This window comes from Arcobacter sp. F155 (genome assembly GCF_004116455.1).
Taxonomy (GTDB): domain Bacteria; phylum Campylobacterota; class Campylobacteria; order Campylobacterales; family Arcobacteraceae; genus Halarcobacter.
On sequence record NZ_PDJU01000009.1, the window covers coordinates 82,747 to 98,815 of the forward strand.

General features: G+C 27.5%; 12 protein-coding genes and 1 pseudogene. 5 read left to right on the forward strand and 8 right to left on the reverse strand.

What is annotated here, in order from left to right; genetic code table 11:
- Positions 1 to 79: 79 nt before the first annotated feature.
- The gene (locus tag CRV03_RS10435; protein WP_129085080.1) at positions 80 to 1,417 is read left to right on the forward strand and encodes a sodium-dependent transporter; all 1,338 of its coding nucleotides are present in this window, start codon (positions 80 to 82) and stop codon (positions 1,415 to 1,417) included.
- A 29-nt stretch (positions 1,418 to 1,446) separates the two neighbouring features.
- Here CRV03_RS10435 and CRV03_RS10440 read toward each other — a convergent pair whose 3' ends face one another.
- Both CRV03_RS10440 and CRV03_RS10445 read right to left on the reverse strand, forming a co-directional pair.
- On the reverse strand, positions 1,447 to 2,727 hold the full coding sequence (locus CRV03_RS10440; RefSeq protein WP_309109194.1) for a DEAD/DEAH box helicase: 1,281 nt from the start codon (positions 2,725 to 2,727) through the stop codon (positions 1,447 to 1,449).
- A 12-nt stretch (positions 2,728 to 2,739) separates the two neighbouring features.
- Positions 2,740 to 3,063, reverse strand: coding sequence for a hypothetical protein (locus CRV03_RS10445; RefSeq protein ID WP_129085082.1), 324 nt, complete (start codon positions 3,061 to 3,063; stop codon positions 2,740 to 2,742).
- Between the two features lie 85 nt (positions 3,064 to 3,148).
- Between CRV03_RS10445 and CRV03_RS10450 the strand changes: the two genes are divergently transcribed.
- The 3 genes and pseudogenes from CRV03_RS10450 to ribA all read left to right on the forward strand — a co-directional run bounded on the left by CRV03_RS10450 (position 3,149) and on the right by ribA (position 5,327).
- A complete protein-coding gene (locus CRV03_RS10450) occupies positions 3,149 to 4,303 on the forward strand; it encodes a murein transglycosylase domain-containing protein (protein WP_129085083.1) in 1,155 nt (384 codons plus the stop codon).
- A gap of 76 nt (positions 4,304 to 4,379) precedes the next feature.
- Positions 4,380 to 4,739: pseudogene (gene hisI, locus CRV03_RS14245) on the forward strand (phosphoribosyl-AMP cyclohydrolase); the annotation flags it as partial.
- Between the two features lie 18 nt (positions 4,740 to 4,757).
- Positions 4,758 to 5,327 carry a GTP cyclohydrolase II gene (ribA, locus tag CRV03_RS14250; RefSeq protein ID WP_258239065.1) on the forward strand — a complete coding sequence of 190 codons (570 nt, stop codon included), beginning with the start codon at positions 4,758 to 4,760 and terminating at the stop codon, positions 5,325 to 5,327.
- 21 nt (positions 5,328 to 5,348) lie between these two features.
- On the opposite strand, the gene CRV03_RS10460 is transcribed toward ribA, so the two are convergent.
- The 6 genes from CRV03_RS10460 to CRV03_RS10485 form a co-directional block, all read right to left on the reverse strand.
- Positions 5,349 to 6,410: a response regulator gene (locus tag CRV03_RS10460; protein ID WP_129085085.1), complete on the reverse strand. Its 1,062-nt coding sequence runs from the start codon at positions 6,408 to 6,410 to the stop codon at positions 5,349 to 5,351.
- 78 nt (positions 6,411 to 6,488) lie between these two features.
- A complete protein-coding gene (locus CRV03_RS10465) occupies positions 6,489 to 7,727 on the reverse strand; it encodes a ComEC/Rec2 family competence protein (RefSeq protein ID WP_129085086.1) in 1,239 nt (412 codons plus the stop codon).
- A 39-nt stretch (positions 7,728 to 7,766) separates the two neighbouring features.
- Entirely contained in the window at positions 7,767 to 9,860 is a 2,094-nt protein-coding gene (gene ovoA / locus CRV03_RS10470; RefSeq protein WP_129085087.1) for a 5-histidylcysteine sulfoxide synthase, read from the reverse strand.
- Between the two features lie 9 nt (positions 9,861 to 9,869).
- The gene (locus CRV03_RS10475; protein WP_129085088.1) at positions 9,870 to 12,083 is read right to left on the reverse strand and encodes a lipopolysaccharide assembly protein LapB; all 2,214 of its coding nucleotides are present in this window, start codon (positions 12,081 to 12,083) and stop codon (positions 9,870 to 9,872) included.
- The gene (locus CRV03_RS10480) at positions 12,084 to 12,647 is read right to left on the reverse strand and encodes a gamma-glutamylcyclotransferase (protein WP_129085089.1); all 564 of its coding nucleotides are present in this window, start codon (positions 12,645 to 12,647) and stop codon (positions 12,084 to 12,086) included.
- A complete protein-coding gene (locus tag CRV03_RS10485; RefSeq protein WP_129085090.1) occupies positions 12,647 to 13,126 on the reverse strand; it encodes an RraA family protein in 480 nt (159 codons plus the stop codon). The genes CRV03_RS10480 and CRV03_RS10485 overlap by 1 nt, the downstream gene beginning before the upstream one ends.
- Before the next feature lie 109 nt (positions 13,127 to 13,235).
- Between CRV03_RS10485 and CRV03_RS10490 the strand changes: the two genes are divergently transcribed.
- Positions 13,236 to 16,055 carry a transporter substrate-binding domain-containing protein gene (locus tag CRV03_RS10490; RefSeq protein WP_129085091.1) on the forward strand — a complete coding sequence of 940 codons (2,820 nt, stop codon included), beginning with the start codon at positions 13,236 to 13,238 and terminating at the stop codon, positions 16,053 to 16,055.
- Positions 16,056 to 16,069 lie beyond the last annotated feature (14 nt).

Below are 16,069 nucleotides of genomic sequence, written 5' to 3' on the forward strand. Positions count from 1 at the left end.
ATAAATTATATAAAAGTTTCATAATAATTTCATCTTAATTCACTATAATTATAACAAATTTTCTTACACAAGGATTATAGTGACACGATTTTCTAGGATTGGTTTCATTCTAGCAGCTGCAGGGTCAGCTGTTGGATTAGGAAACATATGGAAATTTCCATATGTTACAGGTGAATATGGTGGTGGTGCATTTGTTATTGTATACCTACTTGCTATCTTATTCATTGGTCTTACAGTATTTATTGCAGAAACAGTAATTGGACAAAATGGACAGTCTGATGTTTCTACTTCATTTGTAACTTTATCAAAATCAAAAAACAAAAACTGGAAGTTTGCAGGTTTTATGGTTTTTACAGGTTTAATTATCCTTTCATTTTACTCAGTTGTTCTAGGATGGATTTTAAACTATGTATTTACATCTTTCTCTGGCTTGCCAACAGAAGCAAAAGTTGCAGGTGCTGCCTTTGAAAAACTAATTTCAAATGATATTGGCTCGTTAATTCTATATCACACTTTAATTGCAGGTTCTGTAATCTTTATTGTTTTAAAGGGTATTAAAGAAGGTATTGAAAAAATAAACTTAATTCTAATGCCTTTATTAGGACTTATTCTATTTGGTCTTTTAATTTATGCTTTAACATTAGATTCATTCTCTCAAGCTATTTCATTTATGTTCTCTCCTGATTGGAGCAAGATTAATGGTGATGCACTTTTAGCAGCTTTAGGACAAGCATTCTTTACACTATCTTTAGGTGTTGGTACAATCTTGACTTATTCTGCCTCTTTATCAAAGAAGACAAACTTTGTTAAAACTTCTATCTCAGTTGCACTTGTTGATACTTCAATTGCAATTATTGCTGGTTTAATCATTTTCTCTTTCCTATTTGAAGCTGGTGCTCCAAGTGCAGCAGGTCCAGGATTAGTATTTATTTCTTTACCAGTTATATTCTCAGGATGGGGAGTATTAGGTCAAGTTATTGCAATTTCATTCTTTGTTGCTTTAATCTTTGCAGGTATTACTTCTGCAGTATCTATGATTGAGCCATCACTTAGATTCTTTATAGAAAGATTTAATATCACAAGAGCAAAAGCTACTATTATTTCAGGAACAACATTCTATATCTTAGGTATTGTTGCCCTACTTTCAATGAGTAAATCTTTTGGTGCAGAATTAACTTTCTTTGGAAAAAATGCATTTGATTTAATGGACTTCATGACTTCATCTGTAATGATGCCAATTGCAGCTATTTTAACTTCTGTATTCTTAGGATACTTTGTTGATAAACAAACACTTAAAGATAAGTTTACTCAGCATGTACCATTAGCTGTATTTAATATTTGGTACTTCTTAATTAGATATATTGTTCCATTTGCAATTGTAGTTTTACTATTAAATAAATTAGGAATTATTCAATAATACATAATAGTTTAGGTTTTCCTAAACTATTATCTTCTGAAGCTTCTGTTAGCGTCTCTTTTTGTAGTTTTCTTAGATTTTGCACCTGTTTTTTTAGGCTCAGAAGAAGGAGTTTTTCTTCCTTTTTTCTCACTAAGTTTTTTCTTTTTTTGAACTTTTTGTCTAGGTTGTCTATCTTTTAAAGGAAAGTCTTCATGTATTTCTCTTTTAACATTTAGTCTTAAATCTCTTTCTATCTTTGTAAAGTGATTATAGTCCTCTACTGTTAAGATTGTAATAACTTCACCTTTATTTCCTGCTCTACCAGTTCTTCCTACTCTATGAGTAAAATCATCTGTTGTCTCTGGAAGATTATAGTTAATTACTAAAGGAAGTTTTTCAACATCAAGTCCACGTCCTGCAATATCAGTTGCAATAAGAACTTTGATTTTTTTATTTTTAAAATCTTTAATTGCTTGAACTCTTTGTTTATACTCTATTTCTCCATGTAAAGCAGCAGCTTTTACACCATGTGCATTAAAATGCTCTAAAGCAGCATTTGCAGCATCTTTTTTATTTACAAATAGAAGTACTTGTTCATATTTTGAATCTTTGATTAATCTTGTATTTAACTCTTTTTTCTTTTTTACATCAATTTTAAAAGCTCTATGCTCAATTAAGCTAACAGTATCTCTTCTATCATGAACTTGTACAGTTACAGGTTCTTTCATAAACTCTTTTGCTAGTTTTCTAATATTTTGAGAGATAGTTGCAGAACACATAACTATTTGTTTATATGGAGAACAGTATGAAAAGATTTCTTCAATTTCTTCTAAGAATCCCATTTCAAGCATAGTATCAGCTTCATCTAAAACTAAATAGTTAACACTACTTAAATCTAAAATTTCACTTTCAACTAAATCTTTTAGTCTTCCAGGTGTTGCAACAATAATATCAATACCACCATTGATAATTTGCTCTTGTTTTGCTTTACTAGTACCACCCATGATTTTTGTATGTTTTACTTTTAAAAACTTACCATAATCATTTAAAGATTTTGAAACTTGCTCTACAAGCTCCCTTGTTGGAACTAAAACTAAACCTCTTAAAACTCTATTATTAAAGTTTAGATTTGAATTTACTTTGTCTAACATTGGTAAAACATAAGCAGCTGTTTTTCCTGTCCCAGATTTAGATGCAGCAATAGTATCTATACCTTTTTTTATAATAGGAACAACTTTTCTTTGAACTTTTGTTGGAGTATCATAACCTTTTTGTTCAATAGCAGCATTAATTGCTTTATTAAAGTTAAACTCTAAAAACTTTTTTATAACGTATCCTTTTTAATATACACTTGCTAATTCATCATCTAAGTATGAATCAATTGTATCAACTAACTTTTCATAAGAAACTTTACCTTCTTTATTGAAAATAACCATCTCTTCACCATGTTCATCTTTTATATGATGTTCTTGTTTTAAAACTTTTGCATATAACTCTTTAATATCTTCAGGAGAATCTAAATCGTTATATAAAAACCAATTAGCACTTGTATCCTCATATCTAATTAAACCGTAAGTTTGTGCCTCATCTACATAATCTTGTATTGTACCATTTTCAAATTTAGCACCTACAACCATATCATATTCATTTAAAATCATTTCCATTGATAAAATACCTTAAAACTTATATTTATAATGGAATAATACCTAGATTTTAATTAAAGCTAAAAAACTATAGAATAATATTAATATGAAAAAAACAATACTTATATCTTTGGCCTTTTTATTTACTGGTTGTAGTGTTCATGATGCTTATAGAATTACAAATGCTGCTCTAAGTAAAGATCCGTCTGCGGCACTAAAATCTTTAGCAAAATCTCAAGCTATTTCTTATTCTTCAAACCCTAAAAAACTTATAAATGATATTAAGTTCTTATCTTCACTTATTGAAAATATTGATAAGAAATGGGGAAAAGGAAATAGAAAAGTCCCTCAACCAAAAGAGTATGTAAAATACATGCAAGACTACAAAAGTAGAGCCTTTGTTGATTTTGATAAAGGATTAGTAACTGTTGAGACAATTGATGAAACAGACACAAAATCAAGTTTAAAAAATGCGATTATTACAACTCTTTTACTACCAGAAGACCCAAGAGCTTTTGATTTATTTGGAACATCAGAAGTAAAACTTGGGAAAACACCATATCTTTATAAAGAAGTTAAAGATGACCAAAATAAAGATATTAGATGGGAATGGAGAGCAAAAAGATATGCAAATATTTTAATTAACTCTAAAGTTAAAACTAAAAAAATCAAAAATGGAAATAAAACTCTAAAAGTATCTTATGTTGAAATTCCTATGGTAAAAGACCATGCAAATGTAAGAGTTGCAAAGTTTAAACCTTTTGTTCAACAATTTGCTAGAAAATACAATATTAGCGAAAACCTTGTTTATGCGATTATTCAAACAGAAAGTAACTTCAATCAGTTTGCAGTAAGTCATGCAGGAGCAATTGGACTTATGCAAATTGTTCCAAGTACAGCGGGAATTGATGCCTACAGTTATACTAAGGGTAAAAAATGGAAACCATCAAACTCTTATCTTTTTAATGCAAAAAACAATATTGAATTAGGTTCTGCATATATTGATATACTAAATAATAGATATCTAAAAGGTATTTCAAATCCTATTTCAAAAGAGTATTGTGTAATTAGTGCGTATAATACAGGTTCAGGAAATGTACTAAAAACATTCTCTTCAAATAGAACAACAGCAATAAACAAAATCAATAGTAAAAAACCAATAGATGTTTATAATAAACTAAGAACTAATCTTCCATATGAAGAGACAAGAAACTATCTAAAAAAAGTAATCACAAACAAAAAAGAGTTTATTAGTATTTAAAACTTAATAAAAACATGAATTAAATTTATATTTTTGCGACTAAGTCGCATTTTATAATTATTTGTTAAAATCTTTATTGCAACCAAGTTGCATAAATAAGAAAAGAGAAAATATGAATATTGATTTTAAAAAAGGAAATGGACTAGTTCCAGTAATAACACAAGAGTATGGTACAAATGAAGTTTTAATGATTGGATATATGAATCAAAAAGCTTTAGATTTAACTATTGAAACAAAAATAGTTCACTACTTTTCTAGAAGTAAAAATAGAATCTGGAAAAAAGGTGAAAGTAGCGGACATATTCAAAAGCTTATTGATTTAAGAGTTGATTGTGATGATGACACTATTTTAGTAATTGTTGAGCAAGTTGGAAATACAGCTTGTCATACAGGTGCAAAATCTTGTTTCTTTAAAAGCTATTTAAAAGATGATAAAAAAACTGTTGAAAAAAATATTACCCAATCACAAATTGCAAACCTACCTACAAGATATGGAAACTTTGATATAAAAGCTTATAAAGATGGTTGCCAAGAGCATCTTGCAATTATGAGTAAAAACTTTAAAGACATAGAAACCCCTTTAGTAAGAATACACTCAGAGTGTTTAACAGGTGATACAATTGGTAGTTTAAAATGTGATTGTAATAATCAACTAGGCTTAGCCTTAGAGCTTATTTCTAAAGAAGGTGGCTTAGTTATTTATCATAGACAAGAAGGAAGAAATATTGGCCTTGTAAATAAAATCAATGCCTATAACCTACAAGACCAAGGATTTAACACAATTGATGCAAACTTAAAATTAGGCTTTAAAGCTGACGAAAGAGATTATGGAGCAGTTGGTTTTATACTGAAAGATTTAAATTTAAAAAAGATAAAACTAATTACAAATAATCCTAAAAAAATTGATTTTGTAAAAAGTTGTGGCCTAGAAATTGATAGTAGAGTTCCTGCACTTACTAAAACAAATAAACATAATGAGAACTATTTACAAACTAAAAAAGAGCATTTAGGTCATATGCTTTAAAGAAGGTTTATTCCTTCTTTATTAGTTTCCACACAACATAGTTGCTTGAAACTCTTCAAACCTACTCTCTTGCATTTTTAATTTCTCTTGCAAGATTTTATTTTGTTTTTTAACTTCATATAACTCAAATAGTATTTTTTGAGCATTGTTTACGTTGTCATCAACTTGTTCTTGAAGTTTTTCTGCTACTTGGAAATAGTAATCTTTCTCTTTTTTAAGTTCAGTGTTTACCTTTAGGTTTTCACTCTTTAGTAAATATATATGCTTTCTTAATGATAAAACTTCATTTTCATACTTTGAGATTAAAGTAGAAAACTCAATATATTTTTTTATTCTTCCATCATTATAAAATATTGGTAAAATAGTTGAGTGAGTATAATAGTTTGCACCCTGTTTTGTAAGCTTCTTACTAAGTCCAACCCAAGTTTTTCCAGCTCTTAAAGTATCAATAATTTTTCTATCTGTGGCATCTGCACTTTTAAAAATCTGCTTATCATTAAAGCCCATTCCTATTAACTCATCTAAGCTAAATTCAGAGTTTATCAAGAAAGCATCATTTGCAGATGTAATTTTAAAGTTTAAGTCCATCTCACAAATAATATTACAAGAGTCTAAAATCGCCATAAACTGTCTTAACTCATTGTTTTTAACAGCAAGCTCTTTTTTCTGTTGTTTTCTTTTTACAATCTCTGACATAATTTTTAAAGTTGTATTTAATTGAATTGGCTTAACTATATAGTTTGCAAGGTTAAACTTGATAGCTCTTACTAGAATATTCATATCTGAAAAAGTAGTTGTGATTAAAATAGGAACTTCCCAGTTAATACTTCTAATTTGAGATAATAAATCAATTCCTCTGTAGTTTGGAAAATCTACATCTGTAATTATGATGTCAATACTTGCTTTATTATCTTGGTAAATATTTATTGCCTCTTCTACCTCTTTTGCAACTAATACTTTTTTGAAAAAGGCTGAAAAAATTTCTGAGGTCTCAAATCTTATTTTATCATTATTTTCAATAAATAAAATTGTTGTACTTGCTAAATAGTTTTTGTCAAATGAGCATGAATTAGGTTGGGACATAGTTCTCTCCTATTTTTTAACTTTGCCAAATATTATGATTTAAATATTATTTTTAAAGAAATTTTAATTTATTTATACTTAGAAAAAGATTTTAATATTGAATATTACTAACAAAATATTCAAAATAATAAAAGATTTTTTACTATAAATACTAAAAAGACTAAATAGTACATAACTTATACAGAACTGCCAACTTGTTGAAACTTCATAGATATCCATTTTATAATTTAAAAACATCAAAATATACTCATCTAAAAAAGAAGCTAAACCTATTAGATGTAAAACTATTTCAAAAGGATAAAAAAGCGTAAAAAACAGTGTAAAAAAAGGAGATAACAACTGCTCATAAGAAGTATTTGGAAAGAAAAAATGAACAATAGGATTAAAAACAAAAAATATCCAAAAATTAAAGAATACTAGTGAAAATAGTTTGGGCAAAGTTTTAAAATAATGAATATATAAAAAGATATAAAATACTCCAGAAATAGAAAACCATAAGGATATAGAAAATAGATATTTAGGAAACAATGAGAGTATGATTAAAAGTGTAATTGCTAAAGACTCAAAGGAAAACACTTTAATATTTGAACGTAAATACAAAAAAGCCAAAGTAAACATAATAAAAGAGCGAAGTAAAGAAGGAACTAAATTAGTTAAATACAAATAATAAAGCAATATAAATATAGTAATAAGAACAACGTCTGCTTTTTTATTTCTATAGGGAAAATATTTTCCATGAAAAAAGGAGTATGGATAAAATAGAAGTATGAAAATAATAAAAGAGATAATAGAAAGATGAAAACCAGAAATAGCAATAAGATGGCTGATTCCAAAATCAGTATATATTTGTCTATTCTCTTTAGAGATTGGTATAGCTAAAAATAGAGCATTAAATAACTCTTGTATTTTTTCTTCTTTATGAAGAGTATTTATTTTATGAAAAACCATTGTTTTAAAACTATGAACTTTTTCAATGTTTTCATAAAAAATCGATTTGGTATAAAAGCCTTTTAAAAACTCATAAAAAGAAACACCCCTTGATAAAACTGCAATAGTTATTAAATCTAACTTTTCAATACTATTTTCTTTGTCAATGGAAGTAAAAAAACTTAGCTTTTCATTTTGAAGTTTTAAAACTAAAAAATCTTCTTTTTCATAGATATTTAACACTTCATAAGTATCAAGGTAAACTTCTTCTTTAGTAAAATCTTTATATTTGAAGTATTCATAAAAAATATTGAAAGTAAAAACAGCAAGTAAGATTAAAAGAAAAGATATTAACTGTTTTTTAGTTGAGATTAATTGCAAACTATTCATAAGAATAGTTTACAATCTTTTATTTTATAATTTTATTTATTATTTAATCTTTTTCCAAATACTCATTTGTGAAACTGTATGTTGATGTTTTCTTGCAGTCTCTCTTATGACAAATGGTACATCAATAGTTTGAACAAGTTCAAATCTATCTTCTAAGTTCTGTTTTAAAGTATCTAAAGTTTTTATCTCTTTATTATCTTTTATAAATCCACCAAGCCAGTTCTCTTTTGGAGTATAGTCTTCTAACCAAGTATATGGAGATAAAAGAACTAATAATCCATCTTTATTTACTCTATTTGGGATATCATCTAAAAACTTTTGAGGATAATATAATCTATCAATTAAATTTGAGCAGAAAATTAAATCATAGCCTGTATATAACTCTTTTAAATTACAAGCATCACCTTGCATAAATGAAGTTTTCTTTTTAGTATCTTCTAAATCAAAATCTTTTAAAGAGATAGTTTTCTCTTCAAAAAGTTCACCCTCTGTTGCTACTTTGTATGTTAAAGTATCATATTTTTTAAGCTTAACTCCCACATTAATAAAGTTTGCACTAAAATCAATTCCAAGTACCTCATCAAAATGTTTTGCTAATTCAAATGTACTTCTACCTACAGAACATCCTAAATCAAGTGCCTTTTTTGAGTCTATTTCATCAAAATATGGTTTTAATAGTTCAACACTAGCTTTAGGAAAGTTTCTTACACCAAAGTTTTCTTCTCCATAGTGGAATTCACAATATTGAGAAATCTGCTCATCTGTCTCATATACATTGTCGTTTAATTGCGTTCTATAGTCATTTGAGCTTTGAACATATCTAAACCCTGCATGTTGAAAGAAATGCTTTCTAAAGGCATATCTTGCACTTCTAAGAACCTCATTTCCTAAAGAGATAAATGACCCACCTTTCATAAGAGCATGTCTATCATCAAAAGTTGGTGTTGTAAAGTCATCATATACAGGATGAGTTTTAAATCCATCTAATGGATACGTTGGTGTAATACTCCATTGCCATACATTTCCAACTACATCATAGAAATCACCCATCTTATATTTATCTACTGGTGTTTGATTAAAGTATTTAAGTCCAATATTGGCTTCTTGGCTTTGAGCTTTAACATAATCATTTAATCTATAAAACTCATCTTCACTTGGAAGTCTAACTTCAAAACCTAATTTCTCACTTTTAAACTTACAAAAAGCCTCTGCTTCATAAACATTTATATCAACTGGGTAATTTAACGGTAATGGAACTATTCTATTAATCTCTCTTAGATAATATCTTCCTTCTTTTTTAACCCAAAAGGTTGGATGCTTAGCTTTAGAGAACTCTAACCACTCTTCTCCATCTTTTGTAAAATATTCAGGTTTTGAATAACCACCCTCTTTTACAAACTCTAAGAACTCTCCATTTGAAACTAAATATTTAGAAGCTTTGAAATCTCTAATTGTAGCTTTATGAAAAGAGAATTCATTATCCCATCCATAATAGATAGGATTGTCATAATCTTTCTCTAGTATTACTTCACCACCTTTAACTTCTACTAGTTCATTTTGTGGAAAAGAGTCATTAAACTCATTACAGTAAGTAAATAGTTCTTCTTCTTTTAAGTATTTTAAATTTAGCTCTCTTAATAATACAGATGAAGTCTCTATATGAATATTTTCATGTTCTATTCCCATTAAGATAATCCACATTGGACTATCCCAGTTTATTGGCATTGTAAACTCTATAGTATCTATTAGTTCTAATACTAACTTTTTAACCTCATCTCTATATGCTTTTGTTTGTTCATAAGTTGGCCATGTATAATGTTCATCATTTAAATCATCCCATGACATTTCATCAACACCAATTGCAAAGATAGATTCATATGTTTTATTTATTCTTTTATCTATAATATTTGCTATGTTAAGTTTATTTATAAAAAAAGTTGCAGTGTGTCCATAATAAAATACAAGTGGGTGTCTTAGCCTATTTGGTTGTTTAAATATATGCTCTTTATCTTTTAATAAATCAAAAAGCTTTTCATCCAACTCATATGTTTGTAAAAAATACTTTTTAATCTCTTCTCTTTTTTCCTCTACTGTTCCCTCACTTAAATTAATTGTATTACGTATATAGTCCATTGATTCCCCTTAATCATTTTCCAAAAAATTAATAGCTGTTATTTTATTTGCTTTTTTAAACTCTTTGTATAGGTTTAATAGCTGTTTTAACTCATTATCATCTAAGTTAACTAAATGTTCTTTCAATCTAGTTACAATATCATCAAAATCTACTTGAAGCAGTTGTTTACAAATAATATTTTCCATAAGTATCATTCCAAGTCTTTTAATAGATCCTGTTGAATCTAAAATCTCTATTGCTTCATTTGTATAAGCTAAAGCTTCATTAAGTAGCTCATCTTCTTTTTGAATAGAGTATAACTCTTTATATAAAATATTTAAAGCTTGATTGTGTTGAACCACAGGAAGTTCATCTCTATCCCCTACTGATTCTTTTAGTTGTAAACCTACTTTTCCATAATATATTGACTTCTGTATAATACTAGCGTCTTTTTGTTTAGTACTTGTTAGATAAGTAAATCTATAAGCAATAGCCATATTAACAAAAGTAGCTCCATACTCAAACGCACCAAGAGTTGGAATACTTAGACACTTTTTATAGTTTTTAATAGCTTCCTCAAAGTTACAATCCCACTCTTCATAGTTTGCTTTGATATTATAATAGTGCCATAACCAAATTGGTTCATTATCTTCATTATGAGAAGAGATTAAAGTAAATAGTTTTTCTAAAGTCTCTTTACCCTCTTGTCTTAACTCTTCTTTTCTTTGACTTACTATTATCCATGCTTTTCTTTGTAAGTATTTTATTTCTATTTCACTTGGCTTTTTATTTTCATTTATTTGTAACTCTTTTGGTAAATATGAAAAGGCTTCATCAAACAGTCCCATTCTTTCATATAAAGATGAGATTAGTACAGAGTATTTATTTGGATTTATTTCATAAAGATATTTTGCCACTAAAATAGCTTGTTCAAAATAACCATTTCTTTCAAATAAAGCTAAAAGAAAATTTAGACTCTCAACAGATAGTTTTCTATATATAGACTCTTTTGTAGTTTCAAAACTTTTTAAATCATATGAATCAAACATCTTTCCAGCGATTTCAAACCAGTACTCATCTATAAGCTTATACTGTTGTCTTTTTTCAACAGTTACAATAAACCTTTCTAAGATATTTAAAACCCTTCTTTCATCTAATACAATATCTTTTACATAGTTATATAAAATCAATAATGAAATAGGATTATCAAAATACTCAATACACTCTTCTAAATGATTTCTTAAAAAGTAAGCTAATCTTCTTTGCTCATCACTTAAAACCTTAAAATGGAAGTTATTAGTAAAGTATATCCTTGAAGAGTCTTCTTGTCTTAAAAACTTAAAATCATCAAAACTTCTATTTATAAAGTTTTGGAAACCAAAAGTTAAATGCTCATTCTTCTCATTGCTTTCTAATAGGTTTTTACCACAATACTCAAAAAGCTCTAAAGATACATAAACTAAAGATGTATTAAATTTCTTGGTAGAACATAGTTGTAATAAAGAGTTTAGTTTTTGTTCCCTTGAAGAGAAAAGAAAGTTTATATCTTTTGTAAAGGCTTTTGATTTCTCTTTTACTATCTCTATATTGGTTATATTATAAGAACTTAATCTTTTTTCTATTTTCTTTACTTCATCATTTCTAACATGAATATTTATATTTGAGAACTTTTTAAATAAGGCTTTTAATAAGATTTGATAAACCCAATGCTCTTTTTCTAGTAAGTCAATATTGTATATATCGATTTGAGTCTTTTTATCATATTGTGAAAGTGCAAGAGAAACTCTTTTTTGTTTTTTAATATCTTTATTTAACCATGAAGCTAGTATGTTTTTAAACTCACTTCTTTTTGCCTCTAAGATTGATGGCATCAAAAAAAGTCCAAATAAAAATAGTAAAACAAAACCTAAAGCAATAGAGTCATTAGTTTCCCATTCAAAAGGCATTTCAAAAACTATCTTTTTAAGTAAGTCTTCATATATAGATACAGAAAGAAAAGCAAACATTATTACAACTATTGAGATTATTGAGATTATGGAAGATGAAACTCTTTTCTTAAAATAATAAGAAAAAGAGTTCCCACATAAAGAGCTTAAGTCCTCTTCAAACTTATCGAAGTCATCCTCTTCACAAAAGGTTATATCTAAACAATTGCCTTTTTTAGTAATAAGAGCATCACTTTGTTTTTCTCTATTTGTTTTATATAGAGTGGAAGAGTATATAGTACACTTATTTTGAATCATCTATTTTCTAATACCCTCTTTAGCTAACTTATTTTGTAAAGGGTCTGAAAACTTATAAACACCCTGTTTTAAAGGGAAAGGAAACTCTTCTAAAGCTTCTTTTTTATACTCATTTACAAACTCTTCATCATAGTGTTCAAAGGCTGATGTTAAAATATCTATATACTTAGCAGGAATATAAGTATTTTCATCTCCTACTTTTGCTAGCTTCTCTTCATTTGTAGTCATAAAAGCAATAACATCTTCATCAAGATTTGCTCCTTGAACATCTTGGGCTTTGATTATAACTTGAGAGTAGTTTTTTTCTCTTTGTTTTAAAACTTCAAACTCTTCTTGGCTTAGTTTAACAACTACACCATTTGTAGAAGAGTTTTCATCTTTTTGAAGATTTAAAAATACTCCATTTGTATCTTTGCTATCAAAGTTAATCTGCTCAATAGAGTTCCAAACTTTCTTAAGACCTTTTACTCTAACAGGAATTAAGTCTTTATAGCTAAGTTCTCTTTCAAAAGATTTTTGGGCACTATTTAGATTAATTAAAGAACCAAAACCAAAAAGATACATTAGACAATCTTCTCTTTTGCTAGAATTATTCCATCTACATCTGCGTAAACGTAATCCCCATCATTAAACTGTACTCCACAAAAAGATAGTTCAACATTTCTTTCACCTTCAGTTACAGGAATATATTTTCTAGGGCAAGTTCCCCTTGCATAAAGTGCTACAGGAATATCTTTGATTTGCTCAGTATCTCTTACATAACCATTTACTAATATAGCTTCATAGTTATTTCCATGGGCAAACTTCATTAAGTTTTCTCCAACAACTGCAAAATACTCATCATCTACATCAACAACAACTATTTTACCAGTTCCATCTTCATCTCTTAAAATCTTAATAAGCTCACTATTATTTCTATCAAGCTTTACCGTTACAACTTGTGCGAATACTTTATCTTTTGCACCATAGTTTTTAAATTCATTATCAAGTACATGTACTTTATCTGGATGTTCATCACAAATATCAGCTGTAAAAAAATTCATTCTTTCCCTTTAAATATTTCTTTTACATAATTATCTCTAAAAAGCTTTAAGGTACTCTTATCTTGATTATAATAGGAATTAATCTAAAATAATATATAATTAAACCAACATGATTAAAATAAGTAAATATCTTATAACTTTTCTATTATTTCTTAACTTTCTATATTCAGATAGTGAAATAGATTTAACAACAAAAGAAAAAGAGTTTTTAAAAAACAATTCTCCTTTAAGATTACACAATGAATTAAATTGGCCACCTTTTAACTTCTTTGAAAATGGAGAACCAAAAGGTTTTTCTATTGATTATATGAATCTTTTGGCTAAAAAACTTGATACTGAAGTTAAATATATAACTGGTCCTTCATGGGATGAGTTCTTACAAATGCTTAAAAAAGATGAGATAGATGCAATTATAAATATCTCAAAAAATAAAAAACGTTCTCAATATATTGCCTTCACTTCTGTTTTTCATACTGCTGCAAATGCCATTTATGTAAAAGATGGCAATGAGTATATAGATAGCTTAGAAAAACTAAAGGGTAAAACAATAATCATGCCAAAAGGCTTTTTTGCTCAAAAAGCTATTGAAAAGTACTATCCTGACATAAACCAAATGTTAGTAAAAGACTCCCTTGAAGCACTTAAACTTCTTTCTTTAGGAAAAGCAGATGCAACAGTAGGAAAGAAAAATGTACTTGATTATGTAATTACTACAAACAATATCTCAGGAGTTACACCTACAAGTTTTGTTGATGATAATAGAATGGTTAGTTTAATCTCAATTGGAACATCAAAAGAAAAAACAATATTAAGAGATATATTAAAAAAAGCACAAAAGAGTGTTAGTGATGAAGAGATACTAGAACTAAAAAGAAAATGGTTTGGTACAAATAAACAAGTAAAAAGAAAGAAAGCCTCTTTTTTAAATAAAGAAGAGCTTGAATACCTAAAAAATAGAAAAGTTATTAGGATGTGTAATATCTCTGATTTAAAACCTGTCTCTTTTGAAGAAGGTGGAAGAGTAAAAGGTATTTCTATTGATGTTCTTGAAAAACTAGAAGAGCTGATAAATATCAAGTTTATTCCTATTCCAACAGTTTCTTGGGAGCAGACAAAAGAGTTTCTTAAAATCAAACAATGTGATATTATCCCAACTGTTACAAATGATGAAGATATAAAAGATTTTACTAGTATTACAACACCTTATTTAAACTATAAACTTGCGATTATTACTCAAAAAGATGAATCTGTTGTTTCTGGATTACAAGAAATCCTTGATAAGACAATGGCTGTAAAATATGACTCGTTTTTAATCAGTAAATTAAAAAGTGCTAATCCAAGTTTAAATATTCTTATTACTAAAACCCATAGAGAAGCTTTAGAAAAAGTTAGTAAAGGTGATGCTTACTTTGCTATTCAGCCTTTACCTATTGCTTCATACTATATGTCAAAATACGCTTTAAAAGATTTATATATTTCAAGATATACAAATATGACTTACTCTGTAAATATGGCAGTACATGAAAACAATGATATTTTATTAAGTATTTTAAATAAAGCCCTTGATAAAGTAAGTGAAGATAAACACAGAGAAATTTTTAATAAATGGACAGCAGTATCTATTACAGAAGGTTTTGATTATAAACTAATCTGGCAAATAATCATCATAACAATCATTGTTTTTGCAGTGTTTATTTATAGACAAACTATTTTAAATAAACACAATAGAAAACTTCAAGAAGCAAATAATCAAATTGAAGAAAAAACAATAGAGTTAGCAAAACAAAAACTTCTTTTTGAGACTTTATATAACAAATCATCAGATAGTGTTTTAATTATAAAAGACAAAATCATAACTGACTGTAATGAATCAACAAGAAATGTTTTAGGTTTTACTAAAAAAGAGATAGTAAATAAACCCTTACATGATATCGCTCCAGAGTATCAACCAGATAACACTTCTTCTGAAAGACTATTTGATAACAAACTAGAAAAGGTTTTAATCTTTGGTGTTAGTAGTTTTGAAGCAGTACTTTATAACTATCAAATGAAAAAAGTATGGGTAGAGATAGTTTTAACTTCAATTGAGATTGAAAATAGAAGAGTAATTCATACAGTTATTAGAGATATTTCAAATAGAAAAATATTAGAACAAAGACTTGAAGAGTTAAATGCAAACCTAGAAGAGAGAATCAAAAAAGAGATTAGAAAAAATGAAAATAGTACAAAACAACTAATCCAACAAAGTAGACTAGCTCAAATGGGAGAGATGATTTCTATGATTGCTCATCAATGGAGACAACCTCTTGCAGCAATCTCAGCTACTACAAATAACCTACTTGTAAAGCTTATGATTGAAGATAAAGTAAATAAAAAGTCCTTTGAAGAAGAGCTAATTTTAATAACAGAGTATTCAAAACATCTTTCGTCTACTATTGATGACTTTAGAAACTTTTTCAAAACAGATAAAGAGAAAGAAGAGTTTGACTTAGAAGAGGTAATCAAAAAATCAATAAGTATTACAAAAACTTCAATTGAATCAAAAAATATTAAACTAGAAATAGACTTAGAAAAGAACTTAATACTGTTCTCTTATGCAACAGAGATACAACAAGTTATTTTAAATATCATAAAAAATGCAGAAGATATCCTAACAGAAAAAGATATTCCAAATAAAAAAATCTGTATTACTACATACAAAAGAAATGACCATAGTATTATTATCAAAATTCAAGATAATGGTGGTGGAATAGAAGAGTCTCTTATTGAAAAAATCTTTGACCCATACTTCTCAACAAAAAGTGATAAAGATGGTACAGGATTAGGTTTATATATGAGTAGAATCATAATAAATGACCACTGTAAAGGTAATCTAAAAGTTATCAATGAAAATAATGGTGCAACATTTTTAATTGATTTACCTATCTAAAAATAAAGGAAAAA

What these genes read in the sequence shown, in the direction of transcription:
- CRV03_RS10445 (WP_129085082.1), bottom strand. Translation starts at nt 3,063, where the DNA reads ATGGAAATGATTTTAAATGAATATGATATGGTTGTAGGTGCTAAATTT.
- CRV03_RS10450 (WP_129085083.1), top strand. Translation starts at nt 3,149, where the DNA reads ATGAAAAAAACAATACTTATATCTTTGGCCTTTTTATTTACTGGTTGT.
- CRV03_RS10460 (WP_129085085.1), bottom strand. Translation starts at nt 6,410, where the DNA reads ATGTCCCAACCTAATTCATGCTCATTTGACAAAAACTATTTAGCAAGT.
- CRV03_RS10465 (WP_129085086.1), bottom strand. Translation starts at nt 7,727, where the DNA reads ATGAATAGTTTGCAATTAATCTCAACTAAAAAACAGTTAATATCTTTT.
- ovoA (WP_129085087.1), bottom strand. Translation starts at nt 9,860, where the DNA reads ATGGACTATATACGTAATACAATTAATTTAAGTGAGGGAACAGTAGAG.
- CRV03_RS10475 (WP_129085088.1), bottom strand. Translation starts at nt 12,083, where the DNA reads ATGATTCAAAATAAGTGTACTATATACTCTTCCACTCTATATAAAACA.
- CRV03_RS10480 (WP_129085089.1), bottom strand. Translation starts at nt 12,647, where the DNA reads ATGTATCTTTTTGGTTTTGGTTCTTTAATTAATCTAAATAGTGCCCAA.
- CRV03_RS10485 (WP_129085090.1), bottom strand. Translation starts at nt 13,126, where the DNA reads ATGAATTTTTTTACAGCTGATATTTGTGATGAACATCCAGATAAAGTA.
- CRV03_RS10490 (WP_129085091.1), top strand. Translation starts at nt 13,236, where the DNA reads ATGATTAAAATAAGTAAATATCTTATAACTTTTCTATTATTTCTTAAC.